This is a genomic window from Mesorhizobium sp. M1338, assembly GCF_040318045.1.
In the GTDB taxonomy this organism is placed as follows: Bacteria; Pseudomonadota; Alphaproteobacteria; order Rhizobiales; family Rhizobiaceae; genus Mesorhizobium.
The window spans coordinates 147798-163381 of sequence record NZ_JAMYLL010000007.1; the positions used below are offsets into that span (position 1 = coordinate 147798).

Sequence of the window (15584 nt, forward strand, 5' to 3'; positions counted from 1 at the left end):
GAGCGTGCCGCTCAGGCCCACGGGCGCTGTTCGGCGTTCTTCTTCTCGAACGAAGCGATGGCGCCGGCCTTCTCCATGGTCAGGCCGATGTCGTCGAGCCCGTTGAGCAGGCAGTGCCGCTTGAAGTCGTCGAGGTCGAACGTGACCACGCCGCCATCCGGTCCACGGATTTCCTTGGCTTCGAGATCGACCGACACCGTGGCGTTGGAGCCGCGCGACGCGTCGTCCATCAGCTTCTCGAGATCCTCTGGGCTGACGGTGATCGGCAGGATGCCGTTCTTGAAGCAGTTGTTATAGAAAATGTCGGCGAACGAGGTCGAGATGACGCAACGGATGCCGAAGTCGAGCAGCGCCCACGGCGCGTGCTCTCTGCTTGAGCCACAGCCGAAATTGTCGCCGGCGACCAGGATCTGCGCCTTGCGATAGGCCGGTTTGTTGAGCACGAAATCCGGATTTTCCGAACCGTCGTCGTTGTAGCGCATTTCGGCGAACAGGCCGGTGCCGAGCCCGGTGCGCTTGATCGTCTTCAGATAATCCTTCGGGATGATCATGTCGGTGTCGACATTGACGATCGGCATCGGAGCGGCGACGCCGGTGAGCTTGGTGAATTTTTCCATGGCTTTTGCCCGTATTTTCGTTGCGGGGGAATTTGCTGACGCCGGTTTACACAAAGCCGGCGGCAAATAAAAGGCAACTGTTTGTGCGCGGTGGCGCAAGCCACGATGGATGTCACCCGAAATTGGCTCCGGTTTTCGGCCGCAAGGGATCACCTGACTTGCAACAGCTTGAGATGGGAAGGATCGCTTCGGAACAGGTTCCGTTCCGCAACCTCGCTCAAATCACATTCAATTCCCGGAACGCCCGCCCTTCCGCAATCCGGTCATAGCCGAACGCGGAACAATCCACCGTGCGATAACCCCCATGCACGATCAGCTCGGCCAGCGCCTTGCCGACCGCCGGCGCCTGCTGCAGGCCGTGGCCGGAGAATCCGTTGGCGAACAGGAAATTGCCGACCTCGGGATGCGGGCCGATCACCGCGTTCTGATCGAGTGTGTTGTAGTCGTAGTGGCCGGCCCAGGCCCGCGTCGGCTTGATCGCTTCGAAGGCTGGAATGCGGGTCGCCAGCACGGGCCAGATCACCTCTTCGAACAGCGGCCAATCGACCTCGAAATCCCCGGGGGCGGCCGGGCCGTCGCCCTCTTCCGGTTCGGCCCCGCCGGTGAGATAGACCGAGCCTTCCGGGCGCACATAGATGCCGGAGGGATCGACCAACAGCGGCATGTCGGCATATTTCTCGCGCGCCTCGAAAACGAAGACGTTGCGCTTGCGCGGCTCGACCGGCAGCGCCAGCCCGGCCATCGCAGCGACCTTGCCGGCGTTCGGCCCGGCGGCGTTGACGACGATGCCGGCCTCCAGCGTCTGGCCATTGTCGAGGCTGACGCTGGTAACGCGGTTGCCGTCGCGCGCAATACCGGTGACATCAGCGGTGATGAAATCGATCTTCTTCTCGCGCAGCGCCTTGCGGAACAGCATCAGCATCGCGTGCGCGTCGAACCAGCCCTCGCCAGTCCGGCCATAGGCGCCGGCGGTGATGCCCTCGGCCGACAGCCACGGGAAGCGGCGCACCAGCTGCTCCGCGTCCTCGAGAACGATGTCGGCGCCCTCGGCCATCTGCGCCTCGTGATTGCTCTTGAGGATCGGCAAGCCGTCCTCGCCGGCCAGGATGAGATAGCCGCCTTCGCGAAAGCCGATATCGGCGTCCGCGCCGAACTCTTCCTTCAGCCGCCGGAACAGCTTTAGCGTGAACTGCGACAGGCGGATGTTTTCGGGGATCGAGAATTGCTGGCGGATCGAGGCCATGGACAGCGTCGTTGCCGCGTGGGCGAACCGCGGATCGCGCTCGATCAAGGCGATCGAGCCGGAAAACCCTTCCTCGCGCAGATAATAGGCGACCGAGGATCCGACGATGGCCCCGCCGATGATGACGATGTCGTAGCGCACGTTTTTCTCCGATCCTCTGCCCGCGTCCTCACGCGACCGGCAAGATGATCTCGAAGCGCGTGCCGCGCTCGGAGTCAACCAGCGCGATCATACCATCATGCGCTTTCAGGAGGGCCAGCACGATGCCGAGGCCCATGCCGGTGCCGCCGGTAGAGCGCCGCGTGGTGAAGAATGGCTCGAAAATGCGCGCCCGGTTGCTCGGCGAAATGCCGGCACCGTCGTCATCGACCTGAATGGTTGCCTTGCCACCGGCGCCCGCTGCCGTGACCGAAACCTGCGTCGCGCCGTGCCTGGCGGAATTGTCTATGAGATTGGCAAGCACGATTGCCGCGTTCTCCGCCGATATGCGCAAAGCCAGATCGCCGCCGGCCTCGACGCGAACCGCCAGCCTGTTGTCGACGGGAAGCAGCGCCAGTGCCGCGCCAATCGAGGTGCTTTCGCCGCTCGGCGCAAGGTTTTCGGCGCGCGCCAGGTCAAGCAGGCGCCGCACCAGCAGATTCAGCCGCCCCGCGTCGGTGACGATGTTGTTTGAGAAACGCCGCCGCTCCGTATCGTCCATCGCGCTGCCTGAATCGCGCAGCAGCTCGGCCGCGCCCTGGATCGCCGTCAGCGGCGATTTGAGCTCATGCGAGACATGGGTGGCAAAAGTCTGGATGGAGTCCGAGCGCGCCTGCAGCTTTTCGGCCATATCGAGGAAGGCTGCGGACAGCTCCGCCATCTCGTATGTGCCGTGGTGGTCGAGCGGCTGGATCGCCTCGCGGTCACCGGCTGCAATGCGCTCGGTGCGGTCGATCAGCGCGTAGATCGGCCGGCTGACGGTGCGCAGGAAAACCAGGCCGATGAGCAGCGTGCCGCCGAGAATGGCGATGGCCGCCAACGTCACCTTGCCGCGCTCGCCATAGAGATGTTTTATGATGTTGTTGGGCGTCCGCGACACATAGACGACGCCGGCGACCCTGCCATCGACGGCCACTGGCAAGGCGACGAAGACACGCACCTTGGTGCCCCGGCTGACCGAATAGAGCGGCGGCGCCGGCTGGTCGGGGATGCGCAGCCGCAGCGCGCTTGCGTGGCGGCCGCTGAGTGCCTCGCGCACCTCCTCGACCGCGCCAAGCGACTGCCCGACCTCGCCGCGTCCGGCAATGACGACGCCTCGGGGGTCGAGCAGCCGGAAGCCGGCCAGCGTGGTTTTCTGCGTGGCGTCGAGAACGCCGGACAGGCGTACCCCGATCGCCGCGAAGGCGGGATCGGCGATTGCAGCCACGGCCGCCGGCCGGGTGGGAAGTACATAGTCGGAGGCCAGATCGAGCCGCGGCTCGATCGGCCTGTACAGCGGGTCCAGATCGGCACTTCGGCTTGAACTCCCACCCGCCCGCGGCATCGATGCGCCGAGTTTGTCCGATGCAATGCCGGCGTCGCGCACTTCCCGCGCATAGATGGCGGCGATGGCCGCCCCTTGCGCGATCAGCTCCGCCTCGGTCTGGCGGATCAGCTGGTTCTCGTAGAGCCGGAAGAAGAACAGGCCGACCAGCGGCAAGGCCATCACCATGATCAGGATGGCGACGACGACCGTGGCGAGGCGAGGCCGCCATTTGCGGCCGATCCATTTTCGCGAAGTCGTCAGCCGCATCGGCCGAGCCGGAAGCCGACGCCATGCACGGTCTCGATGACATCCAGGCAACCCACCGCCGCCAGCTTGGCGCGGATGTTGCGGATATGGCTGTCGACGGTGCGGCCGGCGACATGGATGTTGCCTGCATAGGCACTGGCCATCACCGCGTCGCGGTCGAGCACATGCGTCGGCCGCGCCAGAAACCCTTTCAGGATCGAGAACTCTATCCCTGTCAGGGCAAGCGGCTTACCGTCGAAGCTGGCGGCATGGCTGGCAGGCACCAGGGCCAGTTTGCCCTGCGCGAACTGCCTGTCGTCGGCCGGTTGGGGCGACGCCGGGCGGGCGCGCCGCAGGATGACGTTGACGCGAGCGACCAGTTCGCGCAGGCTGAACGGTTTTGTCACATAGTCGTCGCCGCCCATTTCGAGGCCGAGGATGCGGTCGATCTCCTCGTCACGCGCCGACAGGAACAGCACCGGCACATCGGATGTGTGCCGCAGCCGCCGGCAGACCTCCAGCCCGTCCATCTCAGGCATGCCGATGTCGAGCACGATCAGATCAGGTGCTCGCCGTCCGATCGCCTGCAAAGCGGCGGCACCGTCGGCCACCGCCTGCGTCCGCATGCCGGCCTTTTCCAGCGCAAAGCAGATCACCTCGCGGATATGCGGATCATCGTCGGCGACGAGGATGTGATGCGGCATCGATCAGCGGCCCGGCAGGTAAGGTTCGATACGGTGAGGAACCACGAACGGCCCCTTGCTGTCGAGATACCCGAGCAGCCGCCAGTCGCGAAAGCTCCAGGCCCGCCAGTTCTGCTGGAGGGTACGATGCCAGCCTTCGTCGCTGCCGCGACCAGCAGGATGGCGATACCGAAGCGTCTGCAATAGCTCGGCGCGGCAGCGAACAACGATGTCATGACCTGGCTTTCCTGATGGCTCCCAGCCGGATTGCCGACGGGCTCTTGCGGGCGAAGGGAATGAGGATCGCCGTCGCGCGCGGCTGATCGACCAGCCACCAGCCCTCGTTGCGCAGCCGGTAGGGCAGACGGGGTTTTGCTCGCTTGTGCATGCCGCCTGTCTCGCAGGCCGGCAGGGAAACGGCAGGGCGGATCCGAGGAGGTTTTCCGCAAGCGTGTGCAGTTTTCGTGCAGGGCCTGCGCTTCAGGGCTGGTGCGCTGCGCACATCCTTTCCAAACGTTGGCGCCGCCCCTCACCTGCCTGCCGGCATCCTCTCCCCGTAAACGGGGTGAGGGGGGCTGGCCGCAGCGCTGGCGCCTTTTCCGCAAGGTTGGCTATTGGCGAAATCGACGGTGAGAGCGTCCTTCTCCCCGCCACTATACGGGGAGTTGAGGGAGTTGTCCGAACCGGATAGATAGGTAACAGAATGGACTGATTAGATGGGTGACAGTTTTCTTCCTCGCCGGGAGGACCGGCGATGGTTTGGCGAGAGACTGTACTCATGGATGAACGGCTTCGGTTTGTGGTGGAATGCCTTTCTGGCGAGGAGACGATGACGCAATTGTGTGCGGCCTTCGAGATCTCTCGCAAGACCGGCTACAAATGGCTTGAACGCTACCGGGAGCTTGGGCCGGTGGGCCTGCATGATCTGCCGCGTGCGCCGCTCAATCACGGCCGGGCGACGGCCGCGGATGTGGTGGAGCGGATCGTGGCTATGAAAGAGGCGCATCCGCTGTGGGGGCCCAAGAAGATCATTGCCAGGCTCAAGCGTGCGGAGCCCTGCGGCGGCTGGCCAGCGGTCTCGACGGCTGGTGAGATACTGAAGCGGCATGGACTTGTGGGGCGCAGGCGCAAACGCTGGAAGGCGGCAGGCAATGGCCCATGGCCGGAAGCTTCGGAGCCGAACGCGGTGTGGACCGGGGACCACAAGGGCTGGTTTCGGACCCGCGACCAGTGGCGCTGCGAACCGCTGACGGTGATGGATGTGTCGAGCCGCTACCTGTTGGGGCTCGAGGCAACGAGTTCGACGGCGGATGAGGAGGCTTGGCCGGTGTTTGAGCGGTTGTTTGAGGAGAACGGCCTGCCGGATCGCTTCAGAAGCGACAATGGCTCACCATTTGCGTCGACCGGCGTCACCGGGCTGACGCCGCTTGCGGCGCGCTTCATCAAGCTCGGCATCGCCCTTGAGCGCATCCAGCCGGGCAAGCCGCAGCAGAACGGGCGCCATGAGCGTTTCCACCTGACCATGCTGCCGATGGCCAAGGCACCGGAGGCCGACAGGGCGGCTCAAGCCCAGGCGTTCGAGGCCTTCCGGCGCAGCTACAATGAGGAGCGCCCGCACGAGGCGCTTGGCATGGACACCCCAGCACAGCATTACCGTCCCTCGACCCGTCCCATGCCCAAGACGACCCCCGAGCCGGATTATCCGGCCGAGGCGGCGGTGCGCAGCGTGCGCCAGAACGGCGCCGTCAAATGGCAGGGCGCCGAAATCTACGTCTCGGCCACGCTGGCAGGCGAGCCGGTTGCCATCGAAGAGACCGAGAACGGCGAATGGGCGATGCGCTTCTATGCCCATCCGCTCGGCTTCATCGACCACAAGCACACGAAACTGGTTCGTCGCCGCGCCGCGCCAACCAAACCGCTTGGCGCGCCGACGAACCAATCATAAGGGGGAAAACTGTTACCTATGTATCCGGTTCAAACTGTTACCCATCTATCGGCTGGACACCGGCAGGCAGATGAGGGGCAGCGCTGATCTTGACGATTGGCTGACCCCGCGCAAACTTCACCTGATCCATTGCTCCGGCGCTTGCCTCGACCAACCGCACGCGGCATAGATCACCCATGGAAACCTACCGCCCGCGCCGCTCCGTACTCTACATCCCGGCCTCCAACGACAAGGCGCTAGCCAAGATCGCGCAGCTTTCCAGCGACGCAATCATCATCGACCTCGAAGACGCCGTCGCACCGGCCGACAAGATCGCCGCCCGCGAAAAACTGGCGGGCATTTTGGCCAAACGTCCGGTTGTCAACGATATTGGCCGCCGCTGCGAGATGATCGTGCGCGTCAACGCGCTGTCCAGCGAATGGGGCGCCGACGATCTGCTTGCCATGGCCAAATGCGAGCCTGACGGCCTCCTGCTGCCCAAGGTCGACACGCCGCGCGACATTCTGGAAGTCGGCGACGTGCTCGACGACAATTTTGCCCCCGATGCGGTGAAACTATGGGCGATGATCGAGACGCCCAAGGCCATGCTCAACATCGGCGCCATTGCCGAGCTTGGCCGCGATCCGGCCTCGCGGCTTGACTGTTTCGTTGCCGGAACGAATGATCTGGTCAAGGAGACCGGCGTGCTGGTCACACCTGACCGGCGCTATCTCGTGCCCTGGCTGATGCAGATGCTGCTTGCCGCGCGCGCCGGCGGCATCGACATGCTCGACGGCGTCTCCAACGATTTCCGCGACCTCGACGCTTTCGCCCGTGAGTGCACGGAAGCCGCGGCCATGGGGTTCGACGGCAAATCGCTTATCCACCCGGCCCAGATCGAAGCCGCCAATCGGGCCTTTGCACCGTCGCCCGGGGCGGTGGCCGAGGCGCGCTCGGTGAAAGAGGCCTTCGAGCTTTCCGAAAATGCCGGCAAAGGGGTGATTGCGCTGAACGGAAGGATGGTCGAGCGGCTGCACCTGGCGCAGGCCGAAAAACTGCTGGCGAAGGCAGCCGCCATCGACGCATGATATCAGCCCTATGCTTGCGGGCTACTCACGACAGGAATCACCCTATGAAACTCTACCGCTTTCTGACCGGCCCGGACGACGCCAGCTTCTGCCACAAGGTGACGGCGGCGCTGAACAAGGGCTGGCACCTGTTCGGCTCGCCGACCTATGCTTACGATAAGAAGGCCAAGACGATGCGCTGCGGCCAGGCCGTCGTGAAGGATATCGATGGACAGGAATACGGACCGGACACCAAGCTCAGCGACTGGTAGTCGGCGCTCGCATCCACAGCCACCCGGCCAGCCAGGCGATCGCCGCCGCAAGCGTCACCAAGCCCAGGTCAAGAGCCAACTCCGGCACGAACGCACGGAGCGCGATAGGCACCGCGCCAATGAAATAGAGAGCGAGTGGAATGCGCGGCACGCCTCTTGCAACGACAAGGGAGATTACAAACGCGAGCGTCCCAAGCAGAAAAAGAACTGAACTGACGACCAGAGCCAGCCCGAGAGGCCCGGCGCGCAGGTCGATGATGGTTGTCGGCGGAAGTTTCGAAAATACGAGATTGATCACCACTTCCACGCCGACCAAACTTGCCAATGCCACGAAGTTGACGACAAAAGCGACCGTGCCGAACAGGCCCGCGCGCCGGCCAAATGCAAGAAACAGGCCTACGACAAGACCAAGCGCCAAGATCTCGGCGACTGGCGCCAGAAGTTGCGTCAGATCGGTGGTCGCGATGAGCGAGCTGCGTTTAGCCGCGTTGACCAGAAGAATAAGCGCGCTTCCCACCCCGGCGACGGAAGCAAGCCGATAGAGCGTAGCGCTGGGCACAGCCGCGCTCGACCGGACAGTCGTGGAATTCTCTTCGTGCCGAGGTCCTTCGGTTGGCCTCTGAAGCGAAATGAGCGATTGCGGACGGCGGGGTTCGGCGGTTGTGGCGAGCATGGTCGTCTCCTCATCTGGGAAAACGGCGGCCGCGAAGACCGCGGGCCTGTTCCGATCCCATCTGTAATCGCTGCTTACATTCTCTTGCCGGAGTTGTAAACGGTGATTACATAAATTGCGGAATCATGCTACGGACGCGTGAAGCAGTTCTACCGAACGAAGGGAACGAGATGGCAGAAGCCAAGACGCCTCGCCGCGCCAGCTACCACCATGGCAATTTGCGAGACACGCTGATCGATGCTGCAATTCAACTTGTCGAGGAAGGCGGCCCCGACAATGTGAGCGTGCGCGAAGCCGCAAAGCGGGCCGGCGTTTCCCCCGGCGCGCCCTTCCGGCATTTTCAGTCGAAAACAGCGCTGCTGACCGCGGTCGCCGAACAGGCCATGAGCCGGCTGACAGAGGCCGTCGCCAATGCACTTTCAGAAGTCGACAGCGCGGATCCCGTCGTGGCCTTCGAAGCAATCGGACAAGGCTATCTGGAATGGGCGATTGCCAATCCCACGCATTTCCAGATCATCAGTTCCCGAACGCTGATTGATTTCGACGGGTCGGACAGTCTTCGGGGTCAGAATGAAGCCATTCGCCGGAAGATGATCGACCTGCTGACCCAGGCGCAACAACAGGGTCGGTTGGCTGCGAACACGGACTTCGATCATCTGGTTCTTGCCGCTCGTGCATTTGTCTATGGGTTGGCACGAATGGCGGTTGATGGTCATTTTCCGCTGTGGCATCCGTCCGAGGCGCCATCGCTCGCCGTGCGCAAGGCGCTGCATCTTTTCATCAGCCGGATGACCAACCTGCCTGAATCGAGATCTTAGAGGCCTTTGCCGCCGCTGGGTTCTGATCCGACTCGAGAGGAATGGACAGTTCACGCGGCGTAGGAATCAATTACTCCGCCGCCTCTTCGATCTTCTCCATGTCGTCATCGGACAGTCCGAAATGGTGGCCGATCTCGTGGATCAGCACGTGGGTGACGATGTCGCCCAGCGTTTCCTCGTTCTCGGACCAGTAGTCGAGGATGGCGCGGCGGTAGAGCGTGATGCGGTTCGGGCCTTCGCCGGTCTGCGGATTCCAGCGCTCGGCGATGCCGCGTCCCTCGAACAGCCCGAGCAGGTCGAAGGGCGTCTCCAGCGATAGATCGTCCATGATCTCGTCGGTCGGGAACTCGGCGATCTGGATGACGATCTCGCCGGTCAGCTTGCGAAAATCCTCCGGCAGATGGGCATACGCCTCCAGCGCCAGGAACTCCATTTCCTCCATCGAGGGCGAGAGTTCGTCGTGCCAGGTGCGGGTCTTGTAGATGCGGGCCATGCTTTGTCCTTTGATCCCGGGCATATAGGCTTTCGCACCGGAATCGGCAAATGAACGGGCCGATGTGCCTGCATCATCAGGTGGAGAGGAATAAATTCCCCATGACTCCGCTTGACTCTTCCGGCCCCCTCTGGAATCCTAGGGAACATAACAGGAACAATTGTGAGTGGAAGCTGACCGTCATGGCGATGACCGCCGTGGCGCGGGAGACTGTTTTTGCCCTGCGCCGCCAGATCGCGAAAATCGAGGGAACGCTGCCCGAGCGCCTGCGGGCGCCGGTTGGCGCGCCCCTTGATGCTGACGTCAGCACGGATGTCACGTCCAATACCGACCGCACTATCGTCCGGCGCGGCATTGCCGCGGCTTTGCCGGATGCGTACCTTCCCACCGGCGTCGAGCGTCTCGATGCCGCCCTGAGCGGCGGCCTGCCGAAGGCAGCCTTGAGCGAAATCCATGGCACACAAACCCGCGATGCCGGGGCCGTCGCCGGCTTCGCCCTTTCGCTCACCAGCCTGATCCTTAAGCGGACGCCAGGGTTGCCGGTGCTGTGGATCGGCACCACGGAAATCTTCCGCGAAGCCGGCTTTCCCTATGCCAGGGGGCTTCATGCCTCGTTCGGCATCGAGCCGGAACAATTGCTGTTTTCCGAGGCGCCAAAACTTGTCGATGCGCTCTGGGTCGCCGAGGAAGCAGCCCGAATGACGGCGCTCGCGGCTGTCATTCTTGAAATCCGCGGCAATCCGCGGCGGCTGGACCTGACCGCGACGCGCCGGCTGCATGCAAAGGCGCAAGGTGCCGGCCGCCCGGTGTTCCTGCTGCGGCAGGCGGCGGAGCCCGAGCCGACGGCGGCCCCCGTCCGCCTCATCGTCGCTTCGGCGCCGGCAGCACCACGCGACACCATCGCCGGGCCGCTCGCCGGCTCGATCGGCCACCCGGCCTTCACCCTCACCATCGGCAAGAGCCGCACGGCCTTGCCTGGACAATTCACACTGGAGTGGAACCCCGATGAACGCGCATTCGACGAAAGAGCGGGCGAAGAGAGAAGGGGCGAAGAGAGAGGCCGGGCAAAGAATCCTGTCTCTGTGGTTTCCCTATCTGGCAGTGGAAAGGATCCTGCGGCAGCGTCTGGGGCGGTCCTGGCGTTCCCGGCCGTCGGATCACCTGCCGCCATCTCACCCACCGCTCGTGATCAGCCATCGCGACCGCAACGCGCAGCGCATCTCGGCCCTCGACGAGCGGGCTGAGGCGCTGCACCTGAAGCGCGACATGGGCATTGCCGATGCGCGCGCCATGCATCCGTCGATCGACATCGTCGAGGCCGATCCGGAGGCCGACCGCCGCCTGCTCGAAGGCCTTGCCGACTGGTGCGACCGTTACACCCCACTGGTGGCGCTGGACGGGGCGGACGGCCTGTTCCTCGACGTCACCGGCTGCACCCATTTGTTCGGCGGCGAGCGCGCCATGCTGGACGACATCCTGTCGCGTTTCTTCCATCAGGGTTTCGACGTCCGCGCCGGGCTTGCCGCGACACCGGGGGCGGCCTGGGCGGCGGCACGGTTTGCCGGCGACCGCATCGTCGATGGCGGCGAGGAGGAAGCGCTGCTGGCACCCCTGCCGCTGGCCGCACTGCGCATCGAGCCGGCGACCCGCGCCAGCCTGGAAAGCGTCGGCCTGCGCACGGCGGGCGCCGTCATGGCGGCACCGCGCGCGCCGCTCGCCCGCCGCTTCGGCGCCTTGCTGCTCCTGCGCCTCGACCAGGCGCTTGGCCGTCTCGACGAGGCGGTGTCGCCGCGCCTTCCCGTCGCGCCGCTTTCGGTCGAACGCCATCTCGCCGAGCCCGTCACCCTGACCGAGGACATCGAACGGCTGGTGGGCATGCTGGCGACGACCTTGAAGATCGACCTCGAGCGCCGCGGCGAGGGCGCCAGGACGCTGGCGCTGCTGCTCTTTCGCGTCGACGGCGCCGTCAGCCGCATCGCTCTCGGCACCTCGCGGCCGCTGCGCGAGCCCATGCTGATCCAGAAATTGTTCCATGAGCGGCTGGCCGCGCTCGAACAGGATATCGATGCCGGCTATGGCTTCGATCTGGTGCGGCTTTCGGTGCTGACATCAGCCGCTTTCGACATGCAGCAGGCCGACCTTGCCGGCGAGGTGATCGACGACGGCGCCGACATCGCGCTGTTCGCCGACCGCATCCGCGCCCGGCTTGGTGATGGCGCGGTGCTGCAACCGGTCGTCGTCGAAAGCCATCTGCCGGAGCGTGCCGTCGCCACCATCCCCTTCACCGAAGCGCCGCGCCGGACCACGCCGCCGAAAAGGCCGGACAGGCTGCAGGCGCCAAAAACCATCTTCCCGCCGGAACGGCCGATCCGGCTGTTCCGCTCGCCCGAACCCATCGATGTGCCGGCCACCGAAATGCCCGAGGGACCGCCGCTGAACTTCCGCTGGCGGCGCGCGCTCTACCGGGTGACGCGGGCCGAGGGGCCGGAACGCATCGCGGCGGAATGGTGGCGCGAGGCGCCCAGCGACGAGTTGGCATCGACGCGCGACTATTTCCGCATCGAGGATGCCGACGGCCGCCGCTACTGGCTCTACCGGCAAGGTCTCTACGGCGGCGCCTCGCAGGTCCCGCCGCGCTGGTTCCTGCATGGGGTCTTCGCATGAACGCGCTGACCGTCATCCCCTATGCCGAGTTCGGCATCCAGTCGAATTTCTCCTTCCTGCGCGGCGCCTCCAAGCCGGAGGAGCTGGTGGTCGCCGCCAAGCTTTTGGGCTTTTCCGCGATCGGGCTTGCCGACCGCAACACGGTGGCTGGCGTGGTGCGAGCCTGGCAGCAGGCCAAGGTGGAAAAGCTTTCCTACCATCCCGGCTGCAGGCTGGTTTTCGGCGACGGCACGCCGGATATTCTCGCCTATCCGCAGGACCGCAAGGGCTGGGGGCACCTGTGCCGCATGCTGACTCAGGCCAACCTGCGCGACGAAAGTGAAAAGGGCGCCACCCTTCTCCAGCGCGGCGACCTCCTCGAATGGGGGGATCTGATGTCGCTGGCGGTCCTGCCCGATCTGTCGGCGGGGCCGCAAGACAGTCTCGCCTTGCTTCGAGACCTCAAGCATCGTTTCGGTCGGAACCTGCGGCTTGGCGTTTCGCCCGACTATGCCGGCAATGACCGTTTCCGGATCGAGCAGGCGGCTGCGTTTGCCGAGAGCGCCGGCATCCCGTTGATGGCGACCAACGGCGTTCTCTACCACACCGCCGAACGGCGCCCGCTGCAGGACGTGCTGACCGCGATCCGCCTCAACACGCCCGTCGCCGAGGTCGGATTGCAACTGGCCGCCAATGCCGAACGCCACCTGAAGCCGCCAATGGAGATGGCGCGCCTGTTCCGCAGGCATCCGCAGGCGCTGGCCGAGACCTTGCGCTTTGCGCAGGAGCTGACGTTTTCGCTGAGCGACCTCCAGTACAACTACCCCGACGAGCCGACGGAATCGGGTCTCGGGCCGCAGGCCGAACTGGAAAGGCTGGCGCGGGAGGGGGCTGCCGAGCGTTATCCTGCAGGTGTGCCTGCCTCCGTGACCAAGCGCATCGCGGAGGAGCTGGCTCTGATCGAGCGCCTCAACTACGCCCGTTATTTCCTGACCGTCCATGACATCGTCAAGTTCGCCCGCAGCCAGGACATTCTCTGCCAGGGGCGCGGTTCGGCCGCCAATTCGATCGTCTGCTTCTGCATCGGCATCACCGAAGTCGGCCCGGACAGGATCGACACGCTTTTCGAGCGCTTCATTTCCGAGGAGAGGAACGAGCCACCGGATATCGACGTCGATTTCGAGCATGAGAAGCGCGAGATCGTCATGCAGTACATCTACACGAAATACAGCACCAAGCGCACCGCACTGGCCGCCGCCGTGATCAGCTATCGCGGCCGCTCGGCGTTGCGCGAAGTGTCGAAGGCAATGGGGCTTTCGGAAGATGTCCGAGGGTCTTTGTCAGGCTCGATCTGGGGCTGGTCCACCTCGGAGCTTGGCGAGAAAGAGGCCCGCGCCGGCGGCCTCGATCGTGCCGATCCAGTGTCGCGGCATGTATTGGAACGCGCCAACGAGATCATGGGGTTTCCCCGCCACCTGTCGCAGCATGTCGGCGGCTTCGTCATCACCAGGGACCGGCTGGACGAGATCGTGCCCATCGTCAAGACGGCGATGGACGAGCGCAAGATGGTCGAATGGGACAAGGACGATCTCGACGCGGTGAAGATCCTCAAAGTGGACGTGCTGGCGCTCGGCATGCTGACCTGCCTGAAACGCGCCTTCACCTTGCTCACTGAGCATTATCCGAAGGCGAGGGACCCGTATGGGCAGCCCTATGTGCTGGCCACCCTGCCGCCGGAGGATAGGCAGGTCTACAAGATGATCTGCCGCGCCGACACGCTCGGCGTCTTCCAGATCGAATCGCGCGCCCAGATGTCGATGCTGCCGCGTCTCAAGCCGGACAATTTTTATGATCTCGTCATCGAGGTGGCGATCGTCCGGCCGGGCCCGATCCAGGGCGACATGGTCCATCCCTATCTGCGCCGCCGGCAGGGCAAGGAAAAACCCGAATATCAAAAACCGGAACTGGAGGCGATCCTCGGCAAGACGCTTGGCGTGCCGCTGTTCCAGGAACAGGCGATGAAGATCGCCATCGTCGCGGGCGGTTTCAAACCGGGCGAGGCCGATGAACTGCGCCGCGCCATGGCCACCTTCAAGCGCACCGGCACCATCGGCAATTACCGCCGGCGCATGATCGACGGCATGGTTGGCAAGGGATACACCAAGGACTTCGCCGAACGCTGCTTCAAGCAGATCGAAGGCTTTGGCGAATACGGCTTTCCCGAAAGCCACGCCGCCTCCTTCGCGCTGCTGGTCTATGCCTCCTGCTGGTTCAAGACCTTCTATCCCGACGTGTTCTGCGCAGCGATCCTGAATTCGCAGCCTATGGGGTTTTACCAGCCGGCCCAGCTCGTGCGCGACGCGCGCGACCATGGCGTCGACATCCGCGACGTCGACGTCAATTTCTCGGTCTGGGACTGCACGCTGGAGAAGGCGCCTTTCGATCCGGCCCGCATCCTCGCGCGCCATGCCGAGATGCGCGGCGTCATCGAGACGGATCATGCGCTGCGGCTCGGCTTCCGGCAGATCAAAGGCCTTTCCAAGGAGCGCATGGACGCTTTCGTCGAGCGGCGCGGTTCAGGCTACGAGTCCGTGAGGGATATCTGGCTGCGCTCCGGCTTGGATGTCGGCGAGATCGAGAGGCTGGCGCAGGCCGACGCCTTCCGTTCGCTTGGCCTCGATCGTCGTGAGGCCTTGTGGGCGGTGCGCGCGCTCGACGGCAAGAGCGCCGCCGAAAGGCTGCCGCTGTTCGACCAGCCGGCGCTCCGCCTGCGCGAACTGGAGCCCGAGACGAAGCTGCCGACAATGCCGCTCGGCGAGCATGTCATCCACGACTACCGCTCGCTCGGCCTGTCGCTGAAGGCGCATCCGGTCGCCTTCCTGCGCGAGCGCCTCGACCGCGCCGGCATCACGCCCAATGCGAACCTTCCCAACGTGCGCGACGGCCGGCGGGTCTCCGTCGCCGGGCTTGTGCTGGTGCGGCAGCGCCCCGGCAAGGGCAACGCGATCTTCCTGACGCTGGAAGACGACAAGGCCGTCGCCAACATCATTTTCTGGCAAAGAACCTTTGACCGTTACCGGCCGATCGTGATGGGCGCGCGGTTCGTTCGGGTCACCGGGAAATTGCAGTCGGAATCGGGTGTGGTCCACATCGTCGCGGAAAAGGTCGAGGACCTGACGCCCTGGCTGACCGTGCTTCTGGAGAAGGTCAGCGAAGCTGGACCGGCGGTTGTCGGTTCTCCGGAGCGCGCGGCCAGGGGTCCGGATCGCTCCGGCCGCCCCGCCATAGGCAACGCGCCGATCCGGCAGGACATCGCGACGCTGTCGGAAGAGGCGGAACAGGTCATGCCGAAGGGGCGGAATTTTCAGTAGGCAGCTCCTTACCGCCGCGCTCATCCTTAC

General features: G+C 64.5%; 14 protein-coding genes. 7 read left to right on the forward strand and 7 right to left on the reverse strand.

Going from position 1 to position 15584, the window contains the following annotated elements; all coding sequences use genetic code 11:
- Nucleotides 1-11: 11 nt before the first annotated feature.
- The 5 genes from leuD to NKH19_RS09945 all read right to left on the reverse strand — a co-directional run bounded on the left by leuD (nucleotide 12) and on the right by NKH19_RS09945 (nucleotide 4681).
- Nucleotides 12-617, reverse strand: coding sequence for a 3-isopropylmalate dehydratase small subunit (leuD, locus tag NKH19_RS09925; RefSeq protein WP_352662390.1), 606 nt, complete (start codon nucleotides 615-617; stop codon nucleotides 12-14).
- Between the two features lie 217 nt (nucleotides 618-834).
- Nucleotides 835-2001 carry an NAD(P)/FAD-dependent oxidoreductase gene (locus NKH19_RS09930; RefSeq protein ID WP_352866463.1) on the reverse strand — a complete coding sequence of 389 codons (1167 nt, stop codon included), beginning with the start codon at nucleotides 1999-2001 and terminating at the stop codon, nucleotides 835-837.
- 28 nt (nucleotides 2002-2029) lie between these two features.
- The gene (locus tag NKH19_RS09935; protein WP_352866466.1) at nucleotides 2030-3631 is read right to left on the reverse strand and encodes a sensor histidine kinase; all 1602 of its coding nucleotides are present in this window, start codon (nucleotides 3629-3631) and stop codon (nucleotides 2030-2032) included.
- The gene (locus NKH19_RS09940) at nucleotides 3622-4314 is read right to left on the reverse strand and encodes a response regulator transcription factor (RefSeq protein WP_352866468.1); all 693 of its coding nucleotides are present in this window, start codon (nucleotides 4312-4314) and stop codon (nucleotides 3622-3624) included. The genes NKH19_RS09935 and NKH19_RS09940 overlap by 10 nt, the downstream gene beginning before the upstream one ends.
- A 211-nt stretch (nucleotides 4315-4525) precedes the next feature.
- Nucleotides 4526-4681: a hypothetical protein gene (locus NKH19_RS09945; RefSeq protein ID WP_352982103.1), complete on the reverse strand. Its 156-nt coding sequence runs from the start codon at nucleotides 4679-4681 to the stop codon at nucleotides 4526-4528.
- Between the two features lie 366 nt (nucleotides 4682-5047).
- Here NKH19_RS09945 and NKH19_RS09950 point away from each other — a divergent pair, with 366 nt between their 5' ends.
- The 3 genes from NKH19_RS09950 to NKH19_RS09960 all read left to right on the forward strand — a co-directional run bounded on the left by NKH19_RS09950 (nucleotide 5048) and on the right by NKH19_RS09960 (nucleotide 7556).
- Nucleotides 5048-6238: an integrase core domain-containing protein gene (locus tag NKH19_RS09950; protein ID WP_352866472.1), complete on the forward strand. Its 1191-nt coding sequence runs from the start codon at nucleotides 5048-5050 to the stop codon at nucleotides 6236-6238.
- A gap of 176 nt (nucleotides 6239-6414) precedes the next feature.
- Nucleotides 6415-7305 (forward strand): HpcH/HpaI aldolase/citrate lyase family protein, encoded by an 891-nt coding sequence (locus tag NKH19_RS09955; protein WP_352866475.1) that lies wholly within the window; start codon nucleotides 6415-6417, stop codon nucleotides 7303-7305.
- Nucleotides 7306-7349: 44 nt separating this feature from the next.
- The gene (locus tag NKH19_RS09960; protein WP_027032001.1) at nucleotides 7350-7556 is read left to right on the forward strand and encodes a DUF1737 domain-containing protein; all 207 of its coding nucleotides are present in this window, start codon (nucleotides 7350-7352) and stop codon (nucleotides 7554-7556) included.
- Here NKH19_RS09960 and NKH19_RS09965 read toward each other — a convergent pair.
- Nucleotides 7543-8229 (reverse strand): hypothetical protein, encoded by a 687-nt coding sequence (locus NKH19_RS09965; protein ID WP_352866478.1) that lies wholly within the window; start codon nucleotides 8227-8229, stop codon nucleotides 7543-7545. The two genes, NKH19_RS09960 and NKH19_RS09965, sit on opposite strands and share 14 nt — an antisense overlap.
- Nucleotides 8230-8399: 170 nt before the next feature.
- Between NKH19_RS09965 and NKH19_RS09970 the strand changes: the two genes are divergently transcribed.
- Entirely contained in the window at nucleotides 8400-9047 is a 648-nt protein-coding gene (locus NKH19_RS09970; RefSeq protein WP_352866480.1) for a TetR/AcrR family transcriptional regulator, read from the forward strand.
- Nucleotides 9048-9117: 70 nt separating this feature from the next.
- On the opposite strand, the gene NKH19_RS09975 is transcribed toward NKH19_RS09970, so the two are convergent.
- Complete coding sequence (locus NKH19_RS09975; protein ID WP_111544069.1) at nucleotides 9118-9540, reverse strand: metallopeptidase family protein; 423 nt, start codon at nucleotides 9538-9540, stop codon at nucleotides 9118-9120.
- Between the two features lie 182 nt (nucleotides 9541-9722).
- On the opposite strand from NKH19_RS09975, the gene NKH19_RS09980 reads away from it, so the two are divergent.
- Genes NKH19_RS09980 through NKH19_RS09990 form a run of 3 tightly spaced genes read left to right on the forward strand, consistent with a single transcriptional unit; the run spans nucleotide 9723 to nucleotide 15554 of the window.
- On the forward strand, nucleotides 9723-10784 hold the full coding sequence (locus NKH19_RS09980) for an ImuA family protein (protein ID WP_352866482.1): 1062 nt from the start codon (nucleotides 9723-9725) through the stop codon (nucleotides 10782-10784).
- Nucleotides 10726-12204: a DUF6504 family protein gene (locus NKH19_RS09985; protein WP_352866484.1), complete on the forward strand. Its 1479-nt coding sequence runs from the start codon at nucleotides 10726-10728 to the stop codon at nucleotides 12202-12204. The genes NKH19_RS09980 and NKH19_RS09985 overlap by 59 nt, the downstream gene beginning before the upstream one ends.
- Nucleotides 12201-15554: an error-prone DNA polymerase gene (locus NKH19_RS09990; RefSeq protein WP_352866487.1), complete on the forward strand. Its 3354-nt coding sequence runs from the start codon at nucleotides 12201-12203 to the stop codon at nucleotides 15552-15554. The genes NKH19_RS09985 and NKH19_RS09990 overlap by 4 nt, the downstream gene beginning before the upstream one ends.
- Nucleotides 15555-15584: the final 30 nt, after the last annotated feature.

Coding starts and splice junctions, on each gene's coding strand:
- leuD (WP_352662390.1), bottom strand. CDS start 617: ATGGAAAAATTCACCAAGCTCACCGGCGTCGCCGCTCCGATGCCGATC.
- NKH19_RS09935 (WP_352866466.1), bottom strand. CDS start 3,631: ATGCGGCTGACGACTTCGCGAAAATGGATCGGCCGCAAATGGCGGCCT.
- NKH19_RS09940 (WP_352866468.1), bottom strand. CDS start 4,314: ATGCCGCATCACATCCTCGTCGCCGACGATGATCCGCATATCCGCGAG.
- NKH19_RS09945 (WP_352982103.1), bottom strand. CDS start 4,681: ATGCACAAGCGAGCAAAACCCCGTCTGCCCTACCGGCTGCGCAACGAG.
- NKH19_RS09950 (WP_352866472.1), top strand. CDS start 5,048: ATGGTTTGGCGAGAGACTGTACTCATGGATGAACGGCTTCGGTTTGTG.
- NKH19_RS09955 (WP_352866475.1), top strand. CDS start 6,415: ATGGAAACCTACCGCCCGCGCCGCTCCGTACTCTACATCCCGGCCTCC.
- NKH19_RS09960 (WP_027032001.1), top strand. CDS start 7,350: ATGAAACTCTACCGCTTTCTGACCGGCCCGGACGACGCCAGCTTCTGC.
- NKH19_RS09965 (WP_352866478.1), bottom strand. CDS start 8,229: ATGCTCGCCACAACCGCCGAACCCCGCCGTCCGCAATCGCTCATTTCG.
- NKH19_RS09970 (WP_352866480.1), top strand. CDS start 8,400: ATGGCAGAAGCCAAGACGCCTCGCCGCGCCAGCTACCACCATGGCAAT.
- NKH19_RS09975 (WP_111544069.1), bottom strand. CDS start 9,540: ATGGCCCGCATCTACAAGACCCGCACCTGGCACGACGAACTCTCGCCC.
- NKH19_RS09980 (WP_352866482.1), top strand. CDS start 9,723: ATGGCGATGACCGCCGTGGCGCGGGAGACTGTTTTTGCCCTGCGCCGC.
- NKH19_RS09990 (WP_352866487.1), top strand. CDS start 12,201: ATGAACGCGCTGACCGTCATCCCCTATGCCGAGTTCGGCATCCAGTCG.